Origin of the sequence: Thauera sedimentorum, from assembly GCF_014489115.1 — a bacterium.
GTDB lineage: Bacteria > Pseudomonadota > Gammaproteobacteria > Burkholderiales > Rhodocyclaceae > Pseudothauera > Pseudothauera sedimentorum.
This window is the reverse complement of sequence record NZ_JACTAH010000002.1, coordinates 1,208,491-1,233,164: the sequence shown is the minus strand read 5'-3', so window position 1 is coordinate 1,233,164 and position 24,674 is coordinate 1,208,491. Positions and strand designations below refer to the sequence as shown.

17 protein-coding genes and 4 tRNA genes are annotated in these 24,674 nt (G+C 64.8%); 2 read left to right on the top strand and 19 right to left on the bottom strand.

Features of this window, described 5'->3' with window-relative positions; translation table 11 throughout:
* Window positions 1-10: 10 nt before the first annotated feature.
* From rplC to IAI53_RS15425, 19 genes are all read right to left on the bottom strand, one after another.
* On the bottom strand, window positions 11-655 hold the full coding sequence (gene rplC / locus IAI53_RS15515) for a 50S ribosomal protein L3 (protein WP_187719062.1): 645 nt from the start codon (window positions 653-655) through the stop codon (window positions 11-13).
* A 116-nt stretch (window positions 656-771) separates the two neighbouring features.
* A complete protein-coding gene (gene rpsJ, locus IAI53_RS15510) occupies window positions 772-1,083 on the bottom strand; it encodes a 30S ribosomal protein S10 (RefSeq protein WP_107494444.1) in 312 nt (103 codons plus the stop codon).
* 52 nt (window positions 1,084-1,135) lie between these two features.
* Window positions 1,136-2,326 (bottom strand): elongation factor Tu, encoded by a 1,191-nt coding sequence (gene tuf, locus IAI53_RS15505; RefSeq protein WP_187719061.1) that lies wholly within the window; start codon window positions 2,324-2,326, stop codon window positions 1,136-1,138.
* Window positions 2,327-2,353: 27 nt separating this feature from the next.
* Entirely contained in the window at window positions 2,354-4,453 is a 2,100-nt protein-coding gene (gene fusA, locus IAI53_RS15500) for an elongation factor G (protein ID WP_187719060.1), read from the bottom strand.
* Between the two features lie 110 nt (window positions 4,454-4,563).
* Window positions 4,564-5,034, bottom strand: a complete 471-nt coding sequence (gene rpsG, locus IAI53_RS15495; protein WP_187719059.1) for a 30S ribosomal protein S7 — start codon at window positions 5,032-5,034, stop codon at window positions 4,564-4,566.
* Window positions 5,035-5,067: 33 nt separating this feature from the next.
* Window positions 5,068-5,445: a 30S ribosomal protein S12 gene (gene rpsL / locus IAI53_RS15490; protein WP_187719058.1), complete on the bottom strand. Its 378-nt coding sequence runs from the start codon at window positions 5,443-5,445 to the stop codon at window positions 5,068-5,070.
* Between the two features lie 132 nt (window positions 5,446-5,577).
* Window positions 5,578-9,792: a DNA-directed RNA polymerase subunit beta' gene (gene rpoC, locus IAI53_RS15485; protein ID WP_187719057.1), complete on the bottom strand. Its 4,215-nt coding sequence runs from the start codon at window positions 9,790-9,792 to the stop codon at window positions 5,578-5,580.
* A gap of 90 nt (window positions 9,793-9,882) precedes the next feature.
* Window positions 9,883-14,016: a DNA-directed RNA polymerase subunit beta gene (gene rpoB / locus IAI53_RS15480; RefSeq protein WP_187719056.1), complete on the bottom strand. Its 4,134-nt coding sequence runs from the start codon at window positions 14,014-14,016 to the stop codon at window positions 9,883-9,885.
* Window positions 14,017-14,192: 176 nt separating this feature from the next.
* Window positions 14,193-14,567, bottom strand: coding sequence for a 50S ribosomal protein L7/L12 (rplL, locus tag IAI53_RS15475; protein WP_187719055.1), 375 nt, complete (start codon window positions 14,565-14,567; stop codon window positions 14,193-14,195).
* A gap of 51 nt (window positions 14,568-14,618) precedes the next feature.
* Window positions 14,619-15,122: a 50S ribosomal protein L10 gene (gene rplJ, locus IAI53_RS15470; protein ID WP_187719054.1), complete on the bottom strand. Its 504-nt coding sequence runs from the start codon at window positions 15,120-15,122 to the stop codon at window positions 14,619-14,621.
* A 233-nt stretch (window positions 15,123-15,355) separates the two neighbouring features.
* Entirely contained in the window at window positions 15,356-16,054 is a 699-nt protein-coding gene (rplA, locus tag IAI53_RS15465; RefSeq protein WP_187719053.1) for a 50S ribosomal protein L1, read from the bottom strand.
* A 2-nt stretch (window positions 16,055-16,056) separates the two neighbouring features.
* Window positions 16,057-16,488: a 50S ribosomal protein L11 gene (gene rplK / locus IAI53_RS15460; protein ID WP_187719052.1), complete on the bottom strand. Its 432-nt coding sequence runs from the start codon at window positions 16,486-16,488 to the stop codon at window positions 16,057-16,059.
* A 111-nt stretch (window positions 16,489-16,599) separates the two neighbouring features.
* Window positions 16,600-17,133 (bottom strand): transcription termination/antitermination protein NusG, encoded by a 534-nt coding sequence (gene nusG, locus IAI53_RS15455; RefSeq protein WP_187719051.1) that lies wholly within the window; start codon window positions 17,131-17,133, stop codon window positions 16,600-16,602.
* A gap of 2 nt (window positions 17,134-17,135) precedes the next feature.
* Window positions 17,136-17,483, bottom strand: coding sequence for a preprotein translocase subunit SecE (gene secE, locus IAI53_RS15450; protein WP_187719050.1), 348 nt, complete (start codon window positions 17,481-17,483; stop codon window positions 17,136-17,138).
* A 25-nt stretch (window positions 17,484-17,508) separates the two neighbouring features.
* A tRNA-Trp gene (locus IAI53_RS15445) sits at window positions 17,509-17,584 on the bottom strand.
* Between the two features lie 63 nt (window positions 17,585-17,647).
* The gene (gene tuf / locus IAI53_RS15440) at window positions 17,648-18,838 is read right to left on the bottom strand and encodes an elongation factor Tu (RefSeq protein WP_187719049.1); all 1,191 of its coding nucleotides are present in this window, start codon (window positions 18,836-18,838) and stop codon (window positions 17,648-17,650) included.
* A 70-nt stretch (window positions 18,839-18,908) separates the two neighbouring features.
* Window positions 18,909-18,983, bottom strand: a tRNA-Thr gene (locus tag IAI53_RS15435).
* A 30-nt stretch (window positions 18,984-19,013) separates the two neighbouring features.
* A tRNA-Gly gene (locus tag IAI53_RS15430) sits at window positions 19,014-19,087 on the bottom strand.
* Window positions 19,088-19,167: 80 nt separating this feature from the next.
* Window positions 19,168-19,252 (bottom strand) — tRNA-Tyr (locus tag IAI53_RS15425).
* A 320-nt stretch (window positions 19,253-19,572) separates the two neighbouring features.
* Between IAI53_RS15425 and IAI53_RS15420 the strand changes: the two genes are divergently transcribed.
* The gene (locus IAI53_RS15420) at window positions 19,573-20,931 is read left to right on the top strand and encodes an FAD-binding oxidoreductase (RefSeq protein ID WP_432813925.1); all 1,359 of its coding nucleotides are present in this window, start codon (window positions 19,573-19,575) and stop codon (window positions 20,929-20,931) included.
* A gap of 139 nt (window positions 20,932-21,070) precedes the next feature.
* Window positions 21,071-24,640: an indolepyruvate ferredoxin oxidoreductase family protein gene (locus IAI53_RS15415; RefSeq protein WP_187719047.1), complete on the top strand. Its 3,570-nt coding sequence runs from the start codon at window positions 21,071-21,073 to the stop codon at window positions 24,638-24,640.
* The last annotated feature ends 34 nt before the right edge of the window (window positions 24,641-24,674 follow it).

Below are 24,674 nucleotides of genomic sequence, written 5' to 3'. Positions count from 1 at the left end.
ACGCCCTCGCTCAGTTACCGGCCTTGACCGCAGGACGAACGACCACGTCGCCGCCCTTGGAGCCCGGCACCGCACCCTTGACCAGCAGCAGCTGACGCTCGGCATCCACGCGAACCACTTCCAGGTTCTGCGTGGTGCGGGTCACGTTGCCGTACTGACCGGCCATCCGCTTGCCCGGGAAAACACGACCCGGATCCTGCGCCATACCGATGGAGCCCGGCGCATTGTGCGAGATCGAGTTACCGTGCGAAGCGCGGTTGGAGCTGAAGTTGTGCCGCTTGATCGAACCGGAAAAACCCTTACCGATCGAGGTTCCGGTGATATCCACCTTCTGCCCGACGGCAAAGAGATCCACACCCACCACGTCACCGGCCTTGAGGCTGGCGAGCTGGTCGGCTTCGACGCGGAATTCCTTGAGGATGTGACCGGCTTCAACACCGGCCTTGGCGAGATGTCCGGCGAGCGGCTTATTGACGCGGCTCGCACGGCGCTTGCCAAAGGTCACCTGAACGGCGGAATAACCATCCACCTCAGGCGTCTTGATCTGGGTCACGCGATTATTGGACACATCCAGCACCGTCACCGGGATGGAACGACCATCCTCGGCGAAGACGCGAGTCATGCCCACCTTGCGACCGACAAGGCCTAGACTCATTTTCTTCTCCTGATCCCCGGTTACGATTGACCGGGCCCTATCAAACGAATTTTTTACGCCAATAGGCGCAAAGGCCGGATTATACCGGCCTTTGCGCTTCCACTGCAAGCAGGCGATTACTGCAGCTTGATCTCGACGTCCACGCCAGCCGGAAGATCGAGCTTCATCAGCGCATCGACCGTTTTGTCGGTCGGGTCGATGATGTCCATCAGGCGCTGATGGGTACGAATCTCCATCTGGTCGCGCGACGCCTTGTTCACGTGCGGCGAACGCAGCAGGTCGAAACGCTCGATGCGCGTCGGCAGCGGAACCGGACCGCGGACCACGGCGCCGGTGCGCTTGGCGGTATCGACGATTTCCAGCGCGGACTGGTCGATCAAGCGGTAGTCGAACGCCTTGAGACGGATGCGGATTTTCTGGCTTTGCATGGTATTTCCCAAAAAGAGCGAGGGTGCGGCGTACCGCACCCGGATGAAAGACTTACTCGATGATCTTGGCGACGACGCCGGCGCCGACGGTGCGGCCACCTTCGCGGATCGCGAAGCGCAGACCTTCTTCCATGGCGATCGGGGCGATCAGCTTGACGGTGATCGACACGTTGTCGCCCGGCATGACCATCTCGGTGCCTTCCGGCAGCGCGATCGAACCGGTCACGTCGGTGGTACGGAAGTAGAACTGCGGACGGTAGTTGTTGAAGAACGGGGTGTGACGACCACCCTCTTCCTTCGACAGCACATAGATCTCGCCGGTGAAGTGGGTGTGCGGGGTGATGGAGCCCGGCTTGCACAGCACCTGACCACGCTCGACGTCTTCACGCTTGGTGCCGCGCAGCAGCACGCCGACGTTGTCACCGGCCTGACCCTGGTCCAGCAGCTTGCGGAACATTTCCACGCCGGTGCAGGTGGTCTTGACGGTGGGCTTGATGCCGACGATTTCGATTTCCTCGCCAACCTTGACGATGCCGCGCTCGACACGACCGGTCACCACGGTGCCGCGGCCGGAGATCGAGAACACGTCTTCGATCGGCAGCAGGAAGGGCTTGTCGATCGCGCGCTCCGGGGTCGGGATGTAGGAGTCCAGCGCAGCGGCCAGTTCCAGGATCGCCGGCTCGCCGATCGGCGACTGGTCGCCTTCGAGCGCCTTGAGCGCGGAGCCCTTGACGATGGGAATGTCGTCGCCCGGAAAGTCGTACTTGGACAGCAGCTCGCGCACTTCCATCTCGACCAGCTCGAGCAGCTCTTCGTCGTCGACCATGTCGCACTTGTTCAGGAAGACGATGATGTAGGGCACGCCGACCTGACGGGCCAGCAGGATGTGCTCGCGGGTCTGCGGCATCGGGCCGTCAGCGGCCGAGCACACCAGGATGGCGCCGTCCATCTGGGCGGCACCGGTAATCATGTTCTTCACGTAGTCGGCGTGACCCGGGCAGTCCACGTGGGCGTAGTGACGGGTTTCGGTCTCGTACTCGACGTGCGCGGTGTTGATGGTGATGCCGCGCGCCTTCTCTTCCGGCGCCGCGTCGATCTGGTCGTAGGCCTTCGCCTCGCCACCGAACTTCCGCGACAGGATCGTGGTGATCGCCGCCGTCAGCGTCGTCTTGCCATGGTCAACGTGGCCGATCGTGCCAACGTTTACGTGCGGCTTGGTCCGCTCGAACTTACCTTTAGCCATGAATGCTTTCCTCGTTGATTCAGCAGATTACTTGCGATTGTTGATGACCGCCTCGGCCACGTTCTTCGGCGCTTCGGCGTAATGCTTGAATTCCATCGAATAGGTCGCGCGACCCTGGGTCAGGGAACGCAGCGAGGTCGCGTAGCCGAACATTTCGGCCAGCGGCACCTCGGCCTTGATCTCCTTCATGCCGCCGGGGATGTCGTCCATGCCCTGGACGATGCCGCGACGACCGGAGAGGTCGCCCATCACGTTACCCATGTAGTCTTCCGGCGTCTCCACCACGACCGCCATCATCGGCTCGAGCAGCACCGGGTTGGCGCGGCGCATGGCCTCCTTGAAGGCCATCGAACCCGCCATCTTGAAGGCGTTTTCGTTGGAGTCGACGTCGTGGTAGGAACCGAACTGCAGGGTGACCTTGACGTCCACCACCGGGAAGCCGGCCAGCACGCCGTTCGGCAGGGTGTCCTGGATGCCCTTGTCCACCGCGGGGATGTACTCGCGCGGCACCACGCCGCCCTTGATGGCGTCCACGAACTCGTAGCCCTTGCCCTGCTCGGACGGCTCGAGGTTGATGACGACGTGACCGTACTGGCCGCGGCCGCCGGACTGCTTGACGAACTTGCCTTCGACGTCGGTCACCGCCTTGCGGATGGTTTCGCGGTAGGCCACCTGCGGAGCACCCACGTTGGCTTCGACGTTGAACTCACGCTTCATGCGGTCGACGATGATCTCGAGGTGCAGCTCGCCCATGCCGGAGATGATGGTCTGGCCGGACTCCTCGTCGGTGCGCACGCGGAAGGACGGATCCTCGGCCGCCAGGCGGGACAGGGCGATACCCATCTTCTCCTGGTCGCTCTTGGTCTTCGGCTCGACGGCGACGTGAATCACCGGATCCGGGAAGACCATGCGCTCGAGGATGATCGGCGCGCTGGGGTCGCACAGGGTCTCACCGGTGGTGACTTCCTTCAGACCCACGACCGCGGCGATGTCGCCGGCCAGCACTTCCTTGATCTCCTGGCGCTCGTTGGCGTGCATCTGCAGGATACGGCCGATGCGCTCCTTCTTGCCCTTGACCGAGTTCAGCACGGTGGAGCCGGATTCCAGCACGCCGGAATACACGCGCACGAAGGTCAGCTGACCAACGAAGGGATCGGTCATCAGCTTGAACGCCAGCGCGGAGAACTTCTCGCCGTCGTCGGCACGGCGGGAGACTTCCTTCTCGTCGTCGTCGGTACCCTGCACCGGCGGGATGTCGATCGGCGACGGCAGGAAATCGATGACCGCGTCCAGCATGCGCTGCACGCCCTTGTTCTTGAAGGCGGTGCCGCACAGCATCGGCTGGATCTCGCAGGCGATGGTGCGCAGACGCAGGCCGAGCTTGATCTTATCTTCGGGCAGGTCGCCGTTCTCGAGGTACTCGTTCATCAGCTCTTCGGAAGCCTCGGCGGCCGCCTCGAGCATCTGCTCGCGCCACTTCTCGGCCTCGCCCTGGAGTTCGGCCGGAATGTCGCGATAGTCGAACTTCATGCCCTGGGAGGCCTCGTCCCAGATGATCGCTTTCATCTTGATCAGGTCGACCACGCCAGCAAAGGTGTCCTCGGCGCCGATCGGAATAACGATGGGCACAGGATTGGCCATCAGGCGGGTCTTCATCTGGTCGACGACCTTGAAGAAGTTCGCGCCGGAACGGTCCATCTTGTTCACGAAGGCCAGACGCGGCACCTTGTACTTGGTAGCCTGGCGCCACACGGTTTCGGACTGCGGCTGCACGCCACCCACGGCGCAATACACCATGCAAGCACCGTCGAGCACACGCATGGAGCGCTCGACTTCGATGGTGAAGTCCACGTGCCCCGGGGTGTCGATGATGTTGAAGCGGTGCTCGGGATAGTTCATCTCCATCCCCTTCCAGAAGCAGGTCGTTGCTGCGGAAGTGATGGTGATGCCGCGCTCCTGCTCCTGCGCCATCCAGTCCATGGTGGCAGCGCCGTCATGCACTTCACCGATCTTGTGGTTCACACCGGTGTAGAAGAGGATGCGCTCGGTCGTGGTGGTCTTGCCGGCGTCGATGTGAGCGGAGATACCGATGTTGCGGTAACGCTCGATGGGTGTCTTGCGAGCCACGGTGTATTCCTGCCTTTCCTGAATCGCGCCGGCGGCACGATTTGTTTGAATGTTGCGTTACAAAACAATCGAGCCCTTCTCAGGGCTCGAATCACTACCGGAACGAAGACTCAGAACCGGTAGTGCGAGAACGCCTTGTTGGCCTCGGCCATGCGGTGGACTTCTTCGCGCTTCTTCATCGCCGAACCGCGACCTTCCGCCGCCTCGAGCAGCTCCCCGGCCAGACGTTGGGCCATCGACTTCTCGGCACGCTTGCGGGCAGCCTCGCGCAGCCAGCGCATGGACAGCGCCATGCGACGGGACGGACGGACTTCGACCGGAACCTGGTAGTTCGCGCCACCGACGCGACGGCTCTTCACCTCGACGACCGGCTTGACGTTGGCGATCGCTGCAGAGAACACTTCCAACGGGTCCTTGCCGGCCTTGTTGGAGATCTGATCGAACGCACCATAGACGATGCGCTCGGCAACCGACTTCTTGCCGGCCTGCATGATCACGTTGATGAACTTGGACACATCCTGCGACCCGAACTTGGGATCAGCCAGGACTTCACGCTTGGGTACTTCACGACGACGTGGCATGACAATCTCTCGCTATTTATTAGATGCCGGCAATCAGGCTTTCTTCGGACGCTTGGCGCCGTACTTCGAGCGCGACTGCTTCCGGTCCTTGACGCCCTGCAGATCGAGGGAACCGCGCACGATGTGGTAACGCACACCCGGCAAGTCCTTCACACGACCGCCGCGGATCAGCACCACGGAGTGCTCCTGAAGGTTGTGACCCTCACCGCCGATGTACGAGATGACCTCAAAACCATTGGTCAGACGAACCTTGGCCACTTTACGCAGCGCGGAGTTCGGCTTTTTCGGGGTCGTGGTGTACACACGGGTGCACACACCGCGCCGCTGAGGGCACGCTTCCAGGGCCGGCACCTTGCTCTTGGTAACGGCGATTTCCCGCGGCTTGCGGACGAGCTGATTGATTGTTGGCATAGCTTAAGAATTTCCCAAAAAACCGAGGCAGCCGCTTCGGGCCGCCTCGGGCGGATTATTCCGGCTGAGACCGACTACGATTGGTCAGTCCACAAAAAGAGGCCGGAGTTTAGTTCAATACCCCGTTTCCCGTCAACTGGCTTCCACATCCTGACCTTCCACCGCAACGTTCTCGGTGGCGGGCCAGGCGTGTTCGGCAGCCAGGTCTTCTCCATCGCCCTGCGCCCGGCGGTTGCGATGGTACGCAAGGCCGGTACCTGCGGGGATCAGTCGACCGACGATGACGTTTTCCTTCAGGCCGCGCAGTTCGTCGCGCTTGCCCATGATCGCCGCTTCGGTCAGCACGCGGGTGGTTTCCTGGAAGGACGCCGCAGAGATGAAGGAGTCGGTGGACAGCGAGGCCTTGGTGATGCCCAGCAGCACGTTCTCGTACTGCGCCGGCAGCTTGCCCTCGGCTTCCATGCGGTCGTTCTCGTCCAGCACCTCGGAGCGTTCGACCTGCTCCTCGCGGATGAACTTGGTATCGCCCGGATCGGTAATGACCACGCGACGCAGCATCTGGCGGACGATCACCTCGATGTGCTTGTCGTTGATCTTCACACCCTGCAGACGATAGACGTCCTGCACCTCGTCGATGATGTAGTGCGCCAGCGCCTCGATGCCCTGCAGACGCAGGATGTCGTGCGGATCGGCCGGACCGTCGACGATGAGTTCGCCCTTGTTCACCACCTGCCCGTCGTGCACCATCAGGTGCTTGTCCTTCGGGATCAGGAACTCGTGCACCTGGCCGTCCGGCTCGGTGATCACCAGACGCTGCTTGCCCTTGGTGTCCTTGCCGAACGACACGGTGCCGGTGTACTCGGCCAGCAGGCCGGCGTCCTTCGGCGAACGCGCTTCGAACAGCTCGGCCACGCGCGGCAGACCACCGGTAATGTCGCGGGTCTTGGCGGATTCCTGCGGGATGCGGGCGAGCACGTCGCCCACGCCCACCTGCTGGCCGTCCTTCACGGTGATCAGCGAACCGACCTGGAAGGTGATGGCCACCGCGTGGTCGGTACCGGCGATCTTCATCTCCTCGCCGTTCTCGTCCAGCAGCTTGACCTGCGGACGCACGCCCTTGGCGGTGGAGGAGCTCGAACGGCGCTTGGCGTCGATCACCACCAGGGTCGACAGGCCGGTGACCTCGTCGATCTGCTTGGCGACGGTGACGCCTTCCTCGACGTTCTCGAACTTCACCGTACCGGCGTACTCGGTGATGATCGGACGGGTGTGCGGATCCCAGCTGGCCAGCTGCGTGCCGGCCTTGATCGCCATGCCGTCGTCCACCATCAGGGTGGCGCCGTAGGGCAGCTTGTGACGCTCGCGCTCGCGGCCCATCTCGTCGGCCACCACCAGCTCGGCGGAACGTGCGATGACGATCTTCTCGCCCTTCGCATTGGCCACATAGCGCATGTTGCCTGCGAAGCGGATGGTGCCGGTGGACTTGGCCTCCACACCGCTCGCCGACGCGGCCCGGGAAGCCGCACCACCGACGTGGAAGGTCCGCATGGTCAGCTGGGTGCCCGGCTCGCCGATCGACTGGGCAGCGATCACGCCGACCGCTTCGCCGGAGTTGACCATCTGCCCGCGGCCCAGGTCGCGGCCGTAGCACTTGGCGCACAGGCCGTAACGGGTCTCGCAGGTCAGCGGCGTGCGCACCTTCACCTCGTCGATGCCGAGGCTCTCGATCAGGTCGACCATGTCCTCGTCGAGCAGCGAACCGGCCTCGATCGCGGTTTCCTGGGTATCGGGGTTGACCACGTCCTCGGCACACACGCGGCCGAGGATGCGCTCGCGCAGCGGCTCGACGACTTCACCGCCCTCGATCAGGGCCTTCATGTTGAAGCCCTCGCGGGTGCCGCAATCGTCCTCGATGACCACCAGATCCTGGGTCACGTCCACCAGACGGCGGGTCAGGTAACCGGAGTTCGCGGTCTTCAGCGCGGTATCGGCCAGACCCTTACGGGCGCCGTGCGTCGAGATGAAGTACTGCAGAACGTTCAGGCCTTCGCGGAAGTTGGTGGTGATCGGCGTCTCGATGATGGAGCCGTCCGGCTTGGCCATCAGGCCCCGCATACCGGCCAGCTGGCGGATCTGCGCGGCAGAGCCACGCGCGCCGGAGTCGGCCATCATGTAGATCGAGTTGAAGGACTCCTGCTTGGTCTCCTTGCCCTCACGATCGGTCACCGGCTCGTGACCGAGCTGCTCCATCATCGCCTTGGCCACCTGGTCGCCGCAACGGCCCCAGATGTCGACCACCTTGTTGTAGCGCTCGCCATCGGTCACCAGACCGGAGGTGTACTGCTGGGCGATCTCCTTCACCTCGGCCTCGGCGGCGCGGATCAGCTCGTCCTTGAGCTGCGGCACCAGCATGTCCTTGACCGCGATCGAGATGCCCGCGCGGGTCGCCAGCGCGTAGCCGAACTGCATCAGCTTGTCGGCGAAGATCACCGTCGCGCGCAACCCGCAGCGGCGGAAGGAGGCGTTGATCAGGCGGGAGATCTCCTTCTTCTTCAGCGGCTTGTCGATGACGCTGAAGGGCAGTCCCGGGGGCAGGATCTCGGACAGGATGGCACGGCCGGCGGTGGTGTCGTAGCGCGTGATCTTCTCGCGGTGCTCGCCTTCCGGCGTCACCTCGATCTCCTTCAGGCGCACCGAGACGCGGGCGTGCAGCGAGATCTGCTTGGACTCGTAGGCGCGCTTCACTTCCGACACGTCGGCCATCAGCATGCCTTCGCCCGGGGCGTTCACCGCCTCGCGGGTGGCGTAGTACAGGCCCAGCACGATGTCCTGCGACGGCACGATGATCGGCTCGCCGTTGGCCGGCGACAGCACGTTGTTGGAGGCCAGCATCAGGGTGCGGGCTTCCATCTGCGCTTCCAGCGACAGCGGGACGTGGACGGCCATCTGGTCGCCGTCGAAGTCGGCGTTGAAGGCCACGCAGACCAGCGGGTGGAGCTGGATCGCCTTGCCTTCGATCAGCACCGGCTCGAAAGCCTGGATGCCGAGGCGGTGCAGGGTCGGGGCGCGGTTGAGCATCACCGGATGCTCGCGGATCACCTCTTCGAGGATGTCCCACACCACCGGCTCCTGGCTCTCCACCATCTTCTTGGCCTGCTTGATGGTGGTCGCGAGACCCATCAGCTCCAGCTTGTTGAAGATGAAGGGCTTGAACAGTTCCAGCGCCATCAGCTTGGGCAGGCCGCACTGGTGCAGCTTGAGCTGCGGGCCCACCACGATGACCGAACGGCCCGAGTAGTCGACGCGCTTGCCCAGCAGGTTCTGGCGGAAGCGGCCGCCCTTGCCCTTGATCATGTCGGCCAGCGACTTCAGCGGACGCTTGTTGGCGCCGGTCATGGCCTTGCCGCGGCGGCCGTTGTCGAGCAGCGAGTCGACGGCTTCCTGCAGCATGCGCTTCTCGTTGCGCACGATGATCTCGGGCGCCTTGAGCTCCAGCAGGCGCTTCAGGCGGTTGTTACGGTTGATGACGCGGCGGTACAGGTCGTTCAGGTCCGAGGTGGCGAAACGGCCACCGTCCAGCGGCACCAGCGGACGCAGGTCCGGCGGCAGCACCGGCAGCACTTCCAGGATCATCCACTCGGGCTTGATGCCCGACTGCTGGAAGGCCTCGAGCACCTTAAGGCGCTTGGAGAACTTCTTGATCTTGGCCTCGGAGCTGGTGGTCTCCAACTCGCCGCGCAGCTTCTCGATCTCGAGGTTCACGTCCAGCGTGCGCAGCAGCTCGCGGATGCCCTCGGCGCCCATCACGGCGTCGAAGTCGTCACCGTACTCCTCGACCTTGGCGAGGTAGTCGTCTTCGGTCAGCAACTGCGCGCGGTTCAGCGGGGTCATGCCCGGCTCGACCACCACGAAGGCTTCGAAGTAGAGCACGCGCTCGATGTCGCGCAGGGTCATGTCGAGCACCATGCCGAGACGGCTCGGCAGGCTCTTCAGGAACCAGATGTGGGCGACCGGCGAGGCCAGCTCGATGTGGCCCATGCGCTCGCGGCGCACCTTGGACAGGGTCACCTCGACGCCGCACTTCTCGCAAATCACGCCGCGGTGCTTGAGGCGCTTGTACTTGCCGCACAGGCACTCGTAGTCCTTCACCGGGCCGAAGATCTTGGCGCAGAACAGGCCGTCGCGCTCCGGCTTGAAGGTGCGGTAGTTGATGGTTTCGGGTTTCTTGACTTCCCCGTAGGACCAGGAACGGACCTTGTCCGGGGAGGCCAGGCCGATCGTGATCGCGTCGAACTCTTCCTCGTTCGGCAGGGTTTGCTTGAACAGGTCAGCGAGCAAGCTCTTCATCAATTTCTCCAGCGAGGAGTGGGGCCGGGCCGGCCGGCCGGATCGGGCAGTAATGCCTCCGATCCGAGCGGCCGGCCCGTGGCCGGATTCTTAGTAGCGGTCCAGGTCGATGTCGATCGCCAGGGAGCGGATTTCCTTCACCAGCACGTTGAAGGATTCCGGCATGCCGGCATCGATCTTGTGCTCGCCCTTGACGATGTTCTCGTACACCTTGGTCCGGCCGGTGACGTCGTCCGACTTGACGGTGAGCATTTCCTGCAGCGTGTAGGCCGCGCCGTAGGCTTCCAGCGCCCACACTTCCATCTCGCCGAAACGCTGACCGCCGAACTGCGCCTTGCCGCCCAGCGGCTGCTGGGTGACCAGCGAGTACGGGCCGGTGGAACGCGCGTGCATCTTGTCATCGACCAGGTGGTGCAGCTTCAACACGTGCTTGTAGCCCACGGTTACCTTGCGCTCGAAGGCCTCACCGGTGCGTCCGTCGTAGAGCGTGACCTGGCCGCCGACCGGCAGACCGGCCAGCTCGAGCATCTTGCCGATCTCTTCTTCCTTGGCACCGTCGAACACCGGCGAGGCGAACGGCACACCCTTGGACAGGTTGGACGCCAGCTCGACCACTTCGTTGTCGGCCAGCGAAGCAATATCTTCCGCCGTGCCGCTTTCGTTATAGATCTGCTCCAGCAGGCTGCGCACCTCCTGCACCGCGGCATTGGCCCGCATCATCCGGTCGATCTTCTGGCCCAGTCCCTTGGCGGCCCAGCCCAGGTGGGTCTCGAGGATCTGGCCGATGTTCATCCGCGACGGCACGCCGAGCGGGTTGAGCACGATGTCCACCGGGGTGCCGTCTTCCATGTACGGCATGTCCTCGACCGGCACGATGCGCGAGACCACGCCCTTGTTACCGTGGCGGCCCGCCATCTTGTCGCCGGGCTGCAGGCGGCGCTTGACGGCAAGGTAGACCTTGACCATCTTCTGCACGCCCGGGGGCAGCTCGTCGCCCTGGGTGAGCTTCTTCTTCTTGATCTCGAAGGCGCTGTCGAAGTCCTTGCGGGTCTTCTCCAGACCTTCGCGCACCGCTTCCAGCTGCGCGGCCAGGTCTTCGTTGGCCATGCGGATGTCGAACCAGTGGTAGGGCTCGAGCTGGTCCAGGTAGGCGTCGGTGACCTCGGTGCCCTTGGCGAGCTTCTTCGGACCGCCGTTGGCCTTCTGGCCGACGATTTGCCGGCGCAGACGGGCGAAGGCGTCGCGCTCGACGATGCGCATCTGGTCGGCGAGGTCGGTCTTGAAGCTGCGCAGCATGTCGTCGATGATCGACTGGGCACGCTTGTCGCGCTCGATGCCCTCGCGGGTGAACACCTGCACGTCGATCACGGTGCCGACCATGCCGGCCGGTACGCGCAGCGAGGTGTCCTTCACGTCGGAGGCCTTCTCGCCGAAGATCGCGCGCAGCAGCTTCTCTTCCGGGGTCAGCTGGGTCTCGCCCTTCGGCGTGACCTTGCCCACCAGCACGTCGCCAGCTTCGACTTCGGCACCGATGTACACGATGCCGGACTCGTCCAGACGGGACAGCTGCGCTTCACCCAGCGACGCGATGTCGCGGGTGATTTCCTCGGGTCCGAGCTTGGTGTCGCGGGCGACCACGGTCAGCTCTTCGATGTGGATCGAGGTGAAGCGGTCTTCGGCCACCACGCGCTCGGAGAGCAGGATGGAGTCTTCGAAGTTGTAGCCGTTCCACGGCATGAACGCCACCAGCATGTTCTGGCCGAGCGCCAGTTCGCCCAGGTCGGTGGAGGCGCCGTCGGCCACCACGTCGCCCTTGGCGATCTTGTCGCCGACCTTCACGATCGGACGCTGGTTGATGTTGGTGTTCTGGTTGGAACGCGAGTACTTGATCAGGTTGTAGATGTCGACGCCGACCTGGCCGGCGACGTTCTCGTCGTCATTGACCCGCACCACGATACGGCTGGAATCGACATAGTCGACCACGCCGCCGCGCAGCGCCTGCACCGCGGTGCCCGAGTCGACCGCCACGGTGCGCTCAATGCCGGTACCGACCAGCGGCTTCTCCGGACGCAGGCAAGGCACGGCCTGGCGCTGCATGTTGGCGCCCATCAGTGCGCGGTTCGCGTCGTCGTGCTCCAGGAAGGGGATCAGCGAGGCCGCCACCGAGACGATCTGGCCCGGCGCCACGTCCATGTACTGCACCTGGTCGGCGGTCGCCAGGGTGAATTCGCCCTTGTGGCGGCAGGACACCAAGTCGCCATCTAGCATGCCGTTAGCGTCGATCTCAGCGTTCGCCTGTGCGATGACGTACTGACCTTCCTCGATCGCCGACAGGAAATCGATCTGATCGGTGACCTTGCCGTCCGTCACCTTGCGGTACGGCGTCTCGAGGAAGCCGTGACGGTTGGTGCGGGCATACACCGCGAGCGAGTTGATCAGGCCGATGTTCGGACCTTCCGGGGTCTCGATCGGGCACACGCGGCCGTAATGGGTCGGATGCACGTCGCGCACCTCGAAGCCGGCACGCTCGCGCGTCAGACCGCCCGGGCCGAGCGCCGAGACGCGGCGCTTGTGGGTGATCTCGGACAGCGGGTTGGTCTGGTCCATGAACTGGGAGAGCTGGCTGGAGCCGAAGAACTCCTTGATCGCCGCCGAGATCGGCTTGGCGTTGATCAGGTCATGGGGCATCAGGTTGTCGGACTCGGCCTGCGACAGGCGCTCCTTGACCGCGCGCTCGACGCGCACCAGGCCGGCACGGAACTGGTTCTCCGCGAGTTCGCCCACCGAACGCACGCGGCGGTTGCCGAGGTGGTCGATGTCGTCGATCTCGCCGCGACCGTTGCGCAGCTCGACCAGCACGCCGATGACCGCCAGGATGTCCTCGTTCGCCAGCGTGCCGGCGCCTTCCTCGCCCTGCGGTCCGACACGGTCGTAGAAGCGCTTGAGCCAGCCGGGGGTCTTGTCGTCGATCTTCTCCGGGTAGGCGCGGCGGTTGAACTTCATACGGCCGACGGAGGACAGGTCGTAGCGCTCCTCGGCGTAGAACAGGCCCTGGAACAGCGCCTCGACGGCGTCCTCGGTGGGCGGCTCGCCCGGACGCATCATGCGGTAGATGGCGACCTTGGCCGCCCACTGGTCGGCGGTCTCGTCGATGCGCAGCGTCGAAGAGATGTACGCGCCGCGATCGAGGTCGTTCACATACAGGGTCTGAATGTCGCTCACCCCTGCATCACGCAGCTTGGCGAGGAGCTCTTCGGTGATCTCGTCGTTGGCCCGCGCGACCAGCTCGCCGGTCTCGGCATCGACGACATTGCGCGCCAGGATGCGGCCGAGGAGGAAGTCCTCGGGTACGGCCAGGCGGGTCACGCCGGCCTGGTCCAGCTCGCGGATGTGCTTGGCGGTGATGCGCTTGTCGCGCGCCACAATCAGCTTGCCGTCCGGCGCGGTGATGTCGAAGCGTGCCACTTCGCCGCGCAGGCGGTCCGGCACCACGGTGAACAGCACCGACTCGCCCGACAGATGGAAGTCGTCGAAGTCGTGGAAGGTCTCGAGGATCTCTTCCGGGGTCATGCCGATCGCGCGCAGCAGGATCGACACCGGCATCTTGCGACGACGGTCGACGCGGAAGTACAGGTAGTCCTTCGGATCGAACTCGAAGTCCAGCCAGGAGCCGCGGTAGGGGATGATGCGCGCCGAGAACAGCAGCTTGCCCGAGGAGTGGGTCTTGCCGCGGTCGTGCTCGAAGAAAACGCCCGGCGAACGGTGCAGCTGGGAAACGATGACCCGCTCGGTGCCGTTGATGACGAAGGAGCCGGTGGTGGTCATGAGCGGGATCTCGCCCATGTAGACCTCCTGCTCCTTGACCTCCTTGATGGTCTCCTTCGGCGCATCGCGATCCATGATCACCAGGCGCACGCGCGCACGCAGCGGCGAGGCGAAGGTCAGGCCGCGCTGCTGGCACTCCTTCACGTCGAACGCGGGCTCGCCGAGCATGTACTGGACAAACTCGAGCCGGGCGTTGCCACTGTGGCTGGAGATCGGGAAGATGGAGCTGAACGCGGCCTGCAGGCCCTGGTTCACGCGGGACTCCGGCGGCGTTTCAGCCTGCAGGAAGGCCGCGAACGACTCGATCTGGGTGGCGAGCAGGAAAGGCACATCCAGCACGGCTTTGCGCTTGGCGAAGCTCTTGCGGATACGCTTCTTTTCGGTGTAGGAATACGCCATGGATGCTCCGGGTAGAGGTCAGACGTCGGACAAACAAAAAACAGAAGACGGCGCCCCGAAAGGGTCTCTTGCCACCGGCACACCGGCCGGGACGCTGTATTCTGGCTTCCTGCGAGCAGAAAGCACGAAAGGGCCGGCGCTCATACGAGCGCCAGCCCCCAGGGGCAAACGCGAGATTACTTGATCTCGACCTTCGCGCCCGCGTCTTCCAGCTGCTTCTTCAGCGCTTCGGCGTCGGCCTTGGACACGCCTTCCTTCACAGCCTTCGGCGCACCGTCGACCACGTCCTTGGCTTCCTTCAGGCCCAGGCCGGTAGCGGCACGGACGACCTTGATGACCTCGACCTTCTTGTCGCCGGCAGCGGCCAGGATCACGTCGAACTCGGTCTTCTCTTCGGCGGCCGGAGCGGCAGCGCCGGCACCCGGAGCAGCCACGGCCATCGCGGCAGCGGACACACCGAACTTCTCTTCGAACGCCTTGACCAGGTCGTTCAGTTCCATCACGGTCATCGCGCTAACGGCTTCGAGGATATCTTCTTTGCTGATTGCCATTTCAAATCACTCCAAAATCGAAACTTATCTGAAAACGGTTGTGCAGAGCGCTCAGGCTGCCGCGCCTTCTTCCTCGCGCTTCTTGGCGAGGGCGGCCATCGCGCAGGCGAAGCCGGAAACCGGCGCCTGCATGACGCCCAGCAGGCGAGCAAGCAGCTCTTCGCGGCTCGGGATCGAGGCGAGCGCCTGGACGCCGGCCTTGTCGAGCACGTTGCCCGCATAGGAACCAGCCTTCAGCACCAGCTTGTCGTTGCCCTTGGCGAAATCGTTGAGCACCTTGGCGGCAGCCACCGGATCGTCCGAAATGCCATAGATCAGCGGACCGACCAGTTGGTCGGACAGCCCGGCAAACGGGGTATCGGCGATTGCGCGACGCACCAGGGTGTTCTTCAGCACACGCAGGTAAACGCCAGATTCGCGGGCCTTGGCACGCAGCACGGTGAGATCGCCCACCGCAATGCCGCGATACTCGGCCACCGCGATGGTCTGGGCGTTGGCAACCTGTGCCGACACCTCTGCCACTACGGCTTTCTTGTCATCGAGATTGAGACCCACGGGTCTTTCCTCCTTTCAAGTCCACACGCGAACCGCACTAAGGCGATCCGCACCCACGGCGACCTGGATCAGGAGAGCGGCCGAAACGACGACCTGTATCCTGTTCTGGGCTCACCGTCTGCGCAGGCCAACCGGATTGCTTAAGCGGAAGCGGACTCCCGCACCTGCGGTCTTTGACGATCCGCCCCGGAACCGAAGCCCCGGGGCGGCCCAAAGTTCTGTCTGCCGCCCTGTCAGGCGGCGGTAACGCTGCCCGGCTCGACGCGCACGCCGGCACCCATGGTGCTGGAGAGCGCAATCTTGCGCAGGTACACACCCTTGGAAGCCGCCGGCTTGGCCTTCACCAGGGCGTCGATCAGTGCGTTGAAGTTCTGCTGCAGTGCTTCGTCGGCGAACGAGGCGCGGCCGATGGTGGCGTGCACGATGCCAGCCTTGTCGGTGCGGTACTGCACCTGACCGGCCTTGGCGTTCTTGACCGCGGTGGTCACGTCCATGGTCACGGTGCCGACCTTCGGGTTCGGCATCAGGCCGCGCGGACCGAGGATCTGGCCCAGCTGACCGACGACGCGCATGGCGTCCGGCGTGGCGATGCAGAGATCGAAGTCGATGTTGCCGGCCTTGACCTGCTCGGCGAGGTCTTCGAAACCGACCACGTCGGCACCCGCGGCACGAGCGGCCTCGGCCTTGTCGCCCTGGGCGAACACGGCGACGCGCACGGTCTTGCCGGTACCGGCGGGCAGCACCACGGAGCCACGCACCACCTGGTCGGATTTGCGCGCATCGACGCCGAGATTCACGGACACGTCGATCGACTCGTCGAACTTGGCGGTGGCGCACTGCTTGACCAGCGCCAGCGCTTCGGTGACGGAATAGGTACGGTTGCGGTCAACCTTGGCACGCAGGGTCTGAACGCGCTTGGAAAGCTTGGCCATGATCAGAGACCCTCCACGGTGATGCCCATGCTGCGCGCGGAGCCGGCGATGGTACGCACGGCGGCCTCGAGGTCGGCAGCAGTCAGATCCTTCATCTTGGTCTTGGCGATTTCCTCGACCTGTGCACGGGTGATCGAGCCGACCTTGTCGGTATGCGGCTTCGGCGAACCCTTCTGGATCTTCGCGGCCTTCTTGATCAGCACCGAGGCCGGCGGGGTCTTCATGATGAAGGTGAAGCTCTTGTCGGCATAGGCCGTGATCACCACCGGAATCGGCAGGCCCGGCTCCAGACCTTGGGTCTGGGCGTTGAAGGCCTTGCAGAATTCCATGATGTTCAGGCCGCGCTGACCGAGCGCGGGACCGATCGGGGGGCTGGGGTTGGCCTTGCCGGCCGGCACCTGCAGCTTGATGTAGCCGATGATTTTCTTTGCCATTGAGGCATGCTCCTGTTATGAGTGCAAACGCGCCGGTCTTGCCGGCGCTCCTCGCTCGACCCGTCGTTGACGGGCAAATGCGGCGGACGTTCCCACGCCCGCCGCCTACGCTCAGGTTTTCTCGACCTGGGCGAAATCCAGTTCCACCGGCGTGGCACGACCGAAGATGGTCACCGACACGCGCAGCTTGCTCTTCTCGTAGTTCACGTCTTCCACCGAACCGTGGAAATCGGTGAACGGACCTTCCTTGACGCGCACCACCTCGCCGGTCTCGAACAGCACCTTGGGACGGGGCTTCTCCACCCCTTCCTGCATCTGGTGCATGATCTTGTCGACCTCCTTGTCGGAGATCGGCGTCGGCTTGGTAGCGGTACCGCCGACGAACCCGGTGACCTTGGGGGTGGACTTCACCAGGTGCCAGGACTCGTCGTTCATTTCCATCTCGACGAGCACGTAGCCGGGGAAGAACTTCCGTTCGGAGATGCTCTTCTGGCCGCCCTTCATCTCGACGACCTCTTCGACCGGCACCAGGATCTGGCCGAACATGTCCTGCATGCCGGCGCGATTGATCCGGTCGACGAGCGCCCGTTGAACGGACTTCTCGAACCCGGAGTAGGCGTGCACCACGTACCAGCGCTTCGTCATGATCACTTCCAGCCCAGAACCAGGTCGTACAGCACCCACTCCAGGCTCTTGTCGGTCAGCCACAGAAAGATCGCGATAACGACCACGAAGGCGAAGACGATACCGGTCGTCTGCACCGTTTCCTTGCGCGACGGCCAGACGACCTTCTTGGTCTCGACCACTGCTTCGCGCGCGAAATCGATGAAGCGGCGTCCCGGCTCGGACAGCGCGGCAACACCGACACCGGCACCCACACCAGCCAGAACCGCGAGGACACGCAGCACCAGCGGCTGTTCGCCAAGCAGGTAAAAGCCGACCACGCCGGCCGCAACCAGGGCGAGAGCCAGCGCGAACTTCAACTTATCGGCCATCGACGTTATCTGTATCCGGAAATAATGGCAGGGGCAGAGGGAATCGAACCCCCAACCTTCGGTTTTGGAGACCGACGCTCTGCCAGTTGAGCTATACCCCTGCAGCAGAGACTACGAAGCGCCCCTTTTCAGGGGCGCTTATTACCGGGCAATCCGGCTGTGGATTACTCGATGACCTTGGCGACGACGCCGGCGCCGACGGTGCGACCACCTTCGCGGATCGCGAAACGCAGACCTTCTTCCATGGCGATCGGGGCGATCAGCTTGACGGTGATCGACACGTTGTCGCCCGGCATGACCATCTCGGTGCCTTCCGGCAGCACGATCGAACCGGTCACGTCCGTGGTACGGAAGTAGAACTGCGGACGGTAGTTGTTGAAGAACGGGGTGTGACGACCGCCTTCTTCCTTGCTCAGCACGTACACTTCACCGGTGAAGTGGGTGTGCGGGGTGATGGAGCCCGGCTTGGCCAGCACCTGGCCACGCTCGACGTCTTCACGCTTGGTACCGCGCAGCAGCACGCCGACGTTGTCACCGGCCTGACCCTGATCCAGCAGCTTGCGGAACATTTCCACGCCGGTGCAGGTGGTCTTGACGGTGGGCTTGATGCCGACGATCTCGATTTCCTCGCCAACCTTGACGATGCCGCGCTCGACACGACCGGTCACCACGGTGCCGCGGCCGGAGATCGAGAACACGTCTTCGATCGGCAGCAGGAAGGGCTTGTCGATCGCGCGCTCCGGGGTCGGGATGTAGGAGTCCAGCGCAGCGGCCAGTTCCAGGATCGCCGGCTCGCCGATCGGCGACTGGTCGCCTTCGAGCGCCTTGAGCGCGGAGCCCTTGACGATGGGAATGTCGTCGCCCGGGAAGTCGTACTTGGACAGCAGCTCGCGCACTTCCATCTCGACCAGCTCGAGCAGCTCTTCGTCGTCGACCATGTCGCACTTGTTCAGGAAGACGATGATGTAGGGCACGCCGACCTGACGGGCCAGCAGGATGTGCTCGCGGGTCTGCGGCATCGGGCCGTCAGCGGCCGAGCACACCAGGATGGCGCCGTCCATCTGGGCGGCACCGGTAATCATGTTCTTCACGTAGTCGGCGTGACCCGGGCAGTCCACATGGGCGTAGTGACGGGTTTCGGTCTCGTACTCGACGTGCGCGGTGTTGATGGTGATGCCGCGTGCCTTCTCTTCCGGCGCCGCGTCGATCTGGTCGTAGGCCTTCGCCTCGCCACCGAACTTCTTCGACAGGATCGTGGTGATCGCCGCCGTCAGCGTCGTCTTGCCATGGTCAACGTGGCCGATCGTGCCAACGTTTACGTGCGGCTTGGTCCGCTCGAACTTACCCTTCGCCATGTCGAAACCTCTTGAATGTCAGTACCAGGAATAAGGAAACCTTCAACATCCAGGACGGAGAAGAGGGGAATGGTGCCCATGACGTGGATTGAACACGTGGCCTCTCCCTTACCAAGGGAGTGCTCTACCACTGAGCTACATGGGCACTGCCAAAACGCCTACTACTCTCACAACCTGGAGCGGGTGAAGGGAATCGAACCCTCGTCGTAAGCTTGGAAGGCTTCTGCTCTACCATTGAGCTACACCCGCGCACAACGCAGACGACCCGCACTCACCACATGCACCAGACTTCTCACATCACCAGGAAGACCCGGCGCACTACAGCTACTTGGTGGAGGGGGAAGGATTCGAACCTTCGAAGGCTGAGCCGGCAGATTTACAGTCTGCTCCCGTTGACCGCTTGGGTACCCCTCCAAGCGAGAAGCGCCGCACTATAGAGGCTAACGAGATCGCTGTCAAACACTTTCTCTCACACGTTCAACCGCGACCACCTCTCGCGACGACGTCCCGCTTGCACCATCTCCCGGCCATGATTCGCGACGTCTTCCCTTTTTAGCAGATGCACGATCCGGCGTACGCTGTATTACACCCTTCCGGGCACGTGGACCGCAGGACGCGGAGCGCCTGACGGACGATAATGCGCATTGTCAGTCGAACCCAACGCCCGCAGCATATGGAGCATCTGCATGAACACCCCAGTGGACAACATTCGCCGGCCCCTGCCACAGACTCTCGTGGACACGCTTTCGAGCGTGTTCGGCGCGCGCTTCACGACCTCCGAGGGCGTACGCGCCCATCACGGACACGATGAATCTCACTTCCCCGATGCGCTGCCCGACGCGGTTGTCTTTCCGCACAGCACCGAGGAGGTCGTCTCCATCGTCAAGGCCTGCGCCGAGCACGCGGTGCCGATCGTTCCCTATGGCGTCGGCAGCTCGCTCGAAGGCCACATCCTCGCCATCCGCGGCGGCATCAGCATCGACTTCTCCGAGATGAACCGGGTGCTCGCGGTACACGGCGAGGACATGGACGCGGTGGTCCAGCCCGGCGTCACCCGCAAGCAGCTCAACGCCGAACTGCACGGCAGCGGGCTGTTCTTCCCCATCGACCCGGGCGCGGACGCCTCGCTGGGCGGCATGGCCGCCACCCGGGCCTCCGGCACCAACGCGGTGCGCTACGGCACCATGCGCGAGAACGTGCTGGGCATGACCGCGGTGCTCGCCGACGGCCGGGTGATCCGCACCGGCGGGCGGGCGCGCAAGTCGTCCAGCGGCTACGACCTCACCAAGCTGCTGGTCGGCTCGGAAGGCACGCTGGGCCTGATCACCGAACTGACCGTGCGCCTGCACCCGCTGCCGGAAGCGGTCTCGGCGGCGATCTGCACCTTCCCCGACGTGGACGCCGCGGTGCGCACGGTGATCCAGACCATCCAGCTCGGCGTGCCGGTGGCGCGCATCGAGCTGCTCGACAGCCTCACCGTGACCGCGATCAACCGCTACAGCAAGACCACGCTGCGCGAGGCGCCGATGCTGTTCTTCGAGTTCCACGGTTCGCCCGCCGGGGTCGAGGAGCAGGCCGCCACCGTGCAGGAACTGGCACGCGACAACGGCGGCGAGGACTTTGAATGGGCCACCCGGCCGGAGGACCGCAGCCGCCTGTGGCAGGCTCGCCACGACACCTACTTCGCCTGCCTCAACCTCAAGCCCGGCTGCCGCGGCATCACCACCGACGTGTGCGTGCCGATCTCGCGCCTGGCCGAGGCGATAGCCGGCACGCGCGCGGACATCGCTGCCAGCGGACTCACCGCGCCCATCGTCGGCCATGTGGGCGACGGCAACTTCCACACCCTGATCCTGGTCGATCCGCAGGACGCGGCGGAGATCGAACGCGCCGAGGCGCTCAACCGGCACATCGTCGAGCGCGCACTGGCACTCGACGGCACCTGCACCGGCGAGCACGGCATCGGCTTCGGCAAGCAGGACTTCCTGCTCGCCGAGCACGGTGAAGCGGCGGTGGACGCGATGCGCCTGGTCAAGCAGGCGCTCGACCCGCACAACCTGCTCAACCCCGGCAAGGTGGTGCCGGGCCTCTGAACGCAAGCGGCATTAGGGTATCCAAGGATTGAAGCTGGCCGGCCCCGCGGTCTAGGCTGGCTTTGCTCGCCACGGCCGCCGCGCCCACAAGGCGCGCCGGCAGTACACAAAAAACGATTTTTGTGGAAGGAGACCCCTGATGGCCGAAGCCGATCCGCGCCCGCGCGCCGACACGCCAGCCCCCGCCGCGCCCAGCCTGGAAGACAAGTACACCACCGTCTCCGGACGCGTCTATCTCACCGGCTACCAGGCGCTGGTGCGCCTGCTGATGATCCAGAAGGAGCGCGACGCCGCCGCCGGGCTGAACACCGCCGGCTTCGTCTCCGGCTATCGCGGCTCGCCCCTGGGCGGCCTCGACCAGACCCTGTGGAAGGCGAAGAAGCACCTCGCCAGCCACGACATCGTCTTCCAGCCCGGCATCAACGAGGACCTCGGCGCCACCGCGGTGTGGGGCACCCAGCAGGTCAATCTGTCGCCGCAGGCCAAGTACGACGGCGTGTTCGCCATGTGGTACGGCAAGGGTCCCGGCGTGGACCGCTGCGGCGACGTGTTCCGCCACGCCAACGCTGCCGGCAGTTCGAAGCACGGCGGAGTGCTGGTGATCGCCGGCGACGACCACGCGGCGAAATCCTCCACCCTGCCCCACCAGACCGACCACTTCTTCAAGGCGGTGATGATGCCGGTGCTGGCCCCCGCCGGCGTGCAGGAGTACATCGACTACGGGGTGCATGGCTACGCCCTGTCGCGCTACTCCGGCTGCTGGGTGGCCTTCAAGGCGCTGGCCGACACGGTGGAGACCTCGGCCTCGGTGGACGTGGACCCGCAGCGCGTGCAGGTAGCGATACCCACCGACTTCGCCCTCCCCCCGGACGGCCTCAACATCCGCTGGCCCGACCCGCCGCTGGTGCAGGAGAAACGCCTGCTGCACTTCAAGCTCTACGCCGCGCTGGCCTACGCGCGGGCCAACGGGCTGAACCGCATCGTCATCGACTCGCCCGCTCCGCGCCTGGGCATCATCACCTGCGGCAAGAGCTACCTGGACGTGCGCCAGGCCTTCGACGACCTCGGCATCGATGAGCAACTGGCCGCGGAGATCGGCATCCGCCTGTACAAGGTGGGCATGGTGTGGCCGCTGGAATCCGATGGCGTGCGTCACTTCGCCGAAGGCCTGGACGAGATCCTGGTGATCGAGGAAAAGCGTCAGCTGCTCGAGTACCAGTTGAAGGAAGAGCTCTACAACTGGCGCGAGGACGTGCGTCCGCGGGTGATCGGCAAGTTCGACGAGAAGGGCGAATGGGCACGCATCGCGCGCTCCAACGGCACCATAGACCACGGCGACTGGCTGCTGCCGGCCGCCGGCGAGCTGACCCCGGCGATGATCGCGCGGGTGATCGCGGCACGCATCGGGCGCTTCTTCACCTCGGACCGCATCAAGGCACGGCTCGCCTTCCTGGAGGCCAAGGAGAAGGCCCTGGCCGAGCGGGTGTTCAAGATCGACCGCGTGCCCACCTTCTGCCCGGGCTGCCCGCACAACACCTCCACCCATGTGCCGGAAGGCAGCCGCGCGCTGGCCGGCATCGGTTGCCACTACATGGTGACCTGGATGCCCGAGCGGCGCACCGGCACCTTCACCCAGATGGGTGGCGAAGGCGTGCCCTGGGTCGGCCAGGCGCCATTCACCAACGAGAAGCACGTGTTCGCCAACCTGGGCGACGGCACCTACTTCCACTCCGGCCTGCTCGCCATCCGCCAGGCGGTGGCGGCCAAGGTCAACATCACCTACAAGATCCTCTACAACGATGCGGTGGCGATGACCGGCGGCCAGCCTCACGACGGCCCGCTGGACGTGCCGAAGATCATCGCGCAGTTGCAGGCCGAGGGCGTGAACAACATCGTCGTGGTCACCGACGGCACCCCGCGTGCCTACGGCCCGGCCGACCTGCCGCACGGCGTGCCGGTGCGCCACCGCGACGAACTCGACCGTATCCAGCGCGACCTGCGCGAGACTACCGGCGTGTCCGCGCTGATCTACGACCAGACCTGTGCGGCCGAAAAGCGCCGCCGCCGCAAGCGCGGCACCTTCCCCGACCCGGCGCGCCGGGTGTTCATCAACGAGGCGGTGTGCGAAGGCTGTGGCGACTGCGGGGTGGCCAGCAACTGCATGTCCATCCTGCCGGTGGAGACCGAGTTCGGCCGCAAGCGCCAGATCGACCAGTCCTCGTGCAACAAGGACTACTCCTGCCTCAAGGGCTTCTGCCCGAGCTTCATCACCATCGAGGGCGGCAAGCCGCGCAAGGGCAAGGCCCTGGCCGGCGACGAATCGCACTTCGCCGCGCTGCCCGAACCCGCGCTGCCGGCCACCGACCGGCCCTTCGGCATCATGGTCACCGGCGTGGGCGGCACCGGGGTGGTCACCATCGGCGCGCTGATCGGCATGGGCGCCCACCTCGACGGCAAGGGCGTCACCGTGCTCGACATGACCGGCCTGGCGCAGAAGGGCGGCTCGGTGTTCAGCCACATCCGCATCGCCGACCGGCCCGAGGACCTGCACGCGGTGCGCATCGCCGCGGGCGAGGCCAATGCAGTAATCGGCGGCGACGTCGTGGTATCGGCCAGCGTCGAGGCGCTGGCCAAGATGGCGAGCGGCCGCACCCGCGCGGTGGTGAATTGCGCCGAGACGCCGACCTCCGACTTCGCCCTGAACCCCGACTGGCAGTTCCCGCTCGAGCGCATGCAGGGGGCGGTGCGCGAAGCGGTGGGCGAGGAGCGGGTCGATTTCCTCGACGCCCAGCAACTCGCGACCACGCTGATGGGCGATGCGATCGCCACCAACCTGTTCCTGCTCGGCTTCGCCTGGCAGAAGGGCATGGTGCCGGTCTCACACGCCGCGCTGATGCAGGCCATCGAGCTCAACGGCGTAGCCCTGGAGATGAACCGCAAGGCCTTCCTGTGGGGACGGCGCGCCGCCCACGACCTGGCCGCGGTACAGCGTCACGCGCGGCCCGCCGAGGTGGTGCCGATCCGCGCACAGAGCCTGGACGACGTCATCCGCCTGCGCGAGACCTCGCTCACCACCTATCAGGATGCCGCCTACGCCGCGCGCTACCGCGCCCTGGTGGACAAGGTGCGCGCCGCCGAGGCGCGCGTGGCCGGCGACGGCTCCACCCGGCTCGCCGAGGCGGTGGCCCGCAACTACTACAAGCTGCTGGCCTACAAGGACGAGTACGAGGTCGCGCGCCTGTACACCGACCCGGCGTTCTGGGACAAGGTGCACGCCGCCTTCGAGGGCGACTACGAGGTGCGCTTCCACCTCGCGCCGCCACTCACCACGCACCCCGACCCCAACACCGGCCGGATCGCCAAGAAGGCCTACGGCCCCGGCATGATTAAGATCTTCCGCCTGCTCGCCCGTCTCAAGGGCCTGCGCGGCACGCGCTGGGACGTGTTCGGCTACAGCGCCGAGCGGCGCGCCGAACGCGCGCTTATCACACAGTACGAGCGCGACATCGCCGAACTGCTGGAATCGCTGTCCTTCCTGCGCCTGTCGCTGGCGACCGAGATTGCGGCACTGCCGGAGGGCATCCGCGGCTTCGGCCACGTCAAGGCGCACAACATGAAGGCCGCAGCCGCCCGGCGCGAGGAACTGCTGGCGCGCTGGCGTAGCGCGGAGGTGCCCGGCGCCCCCGAAGCGGCGCGCGTGGCGGCCTGATCGGGCTATGATCCGGGCCTCGCTTCCCTGAGGC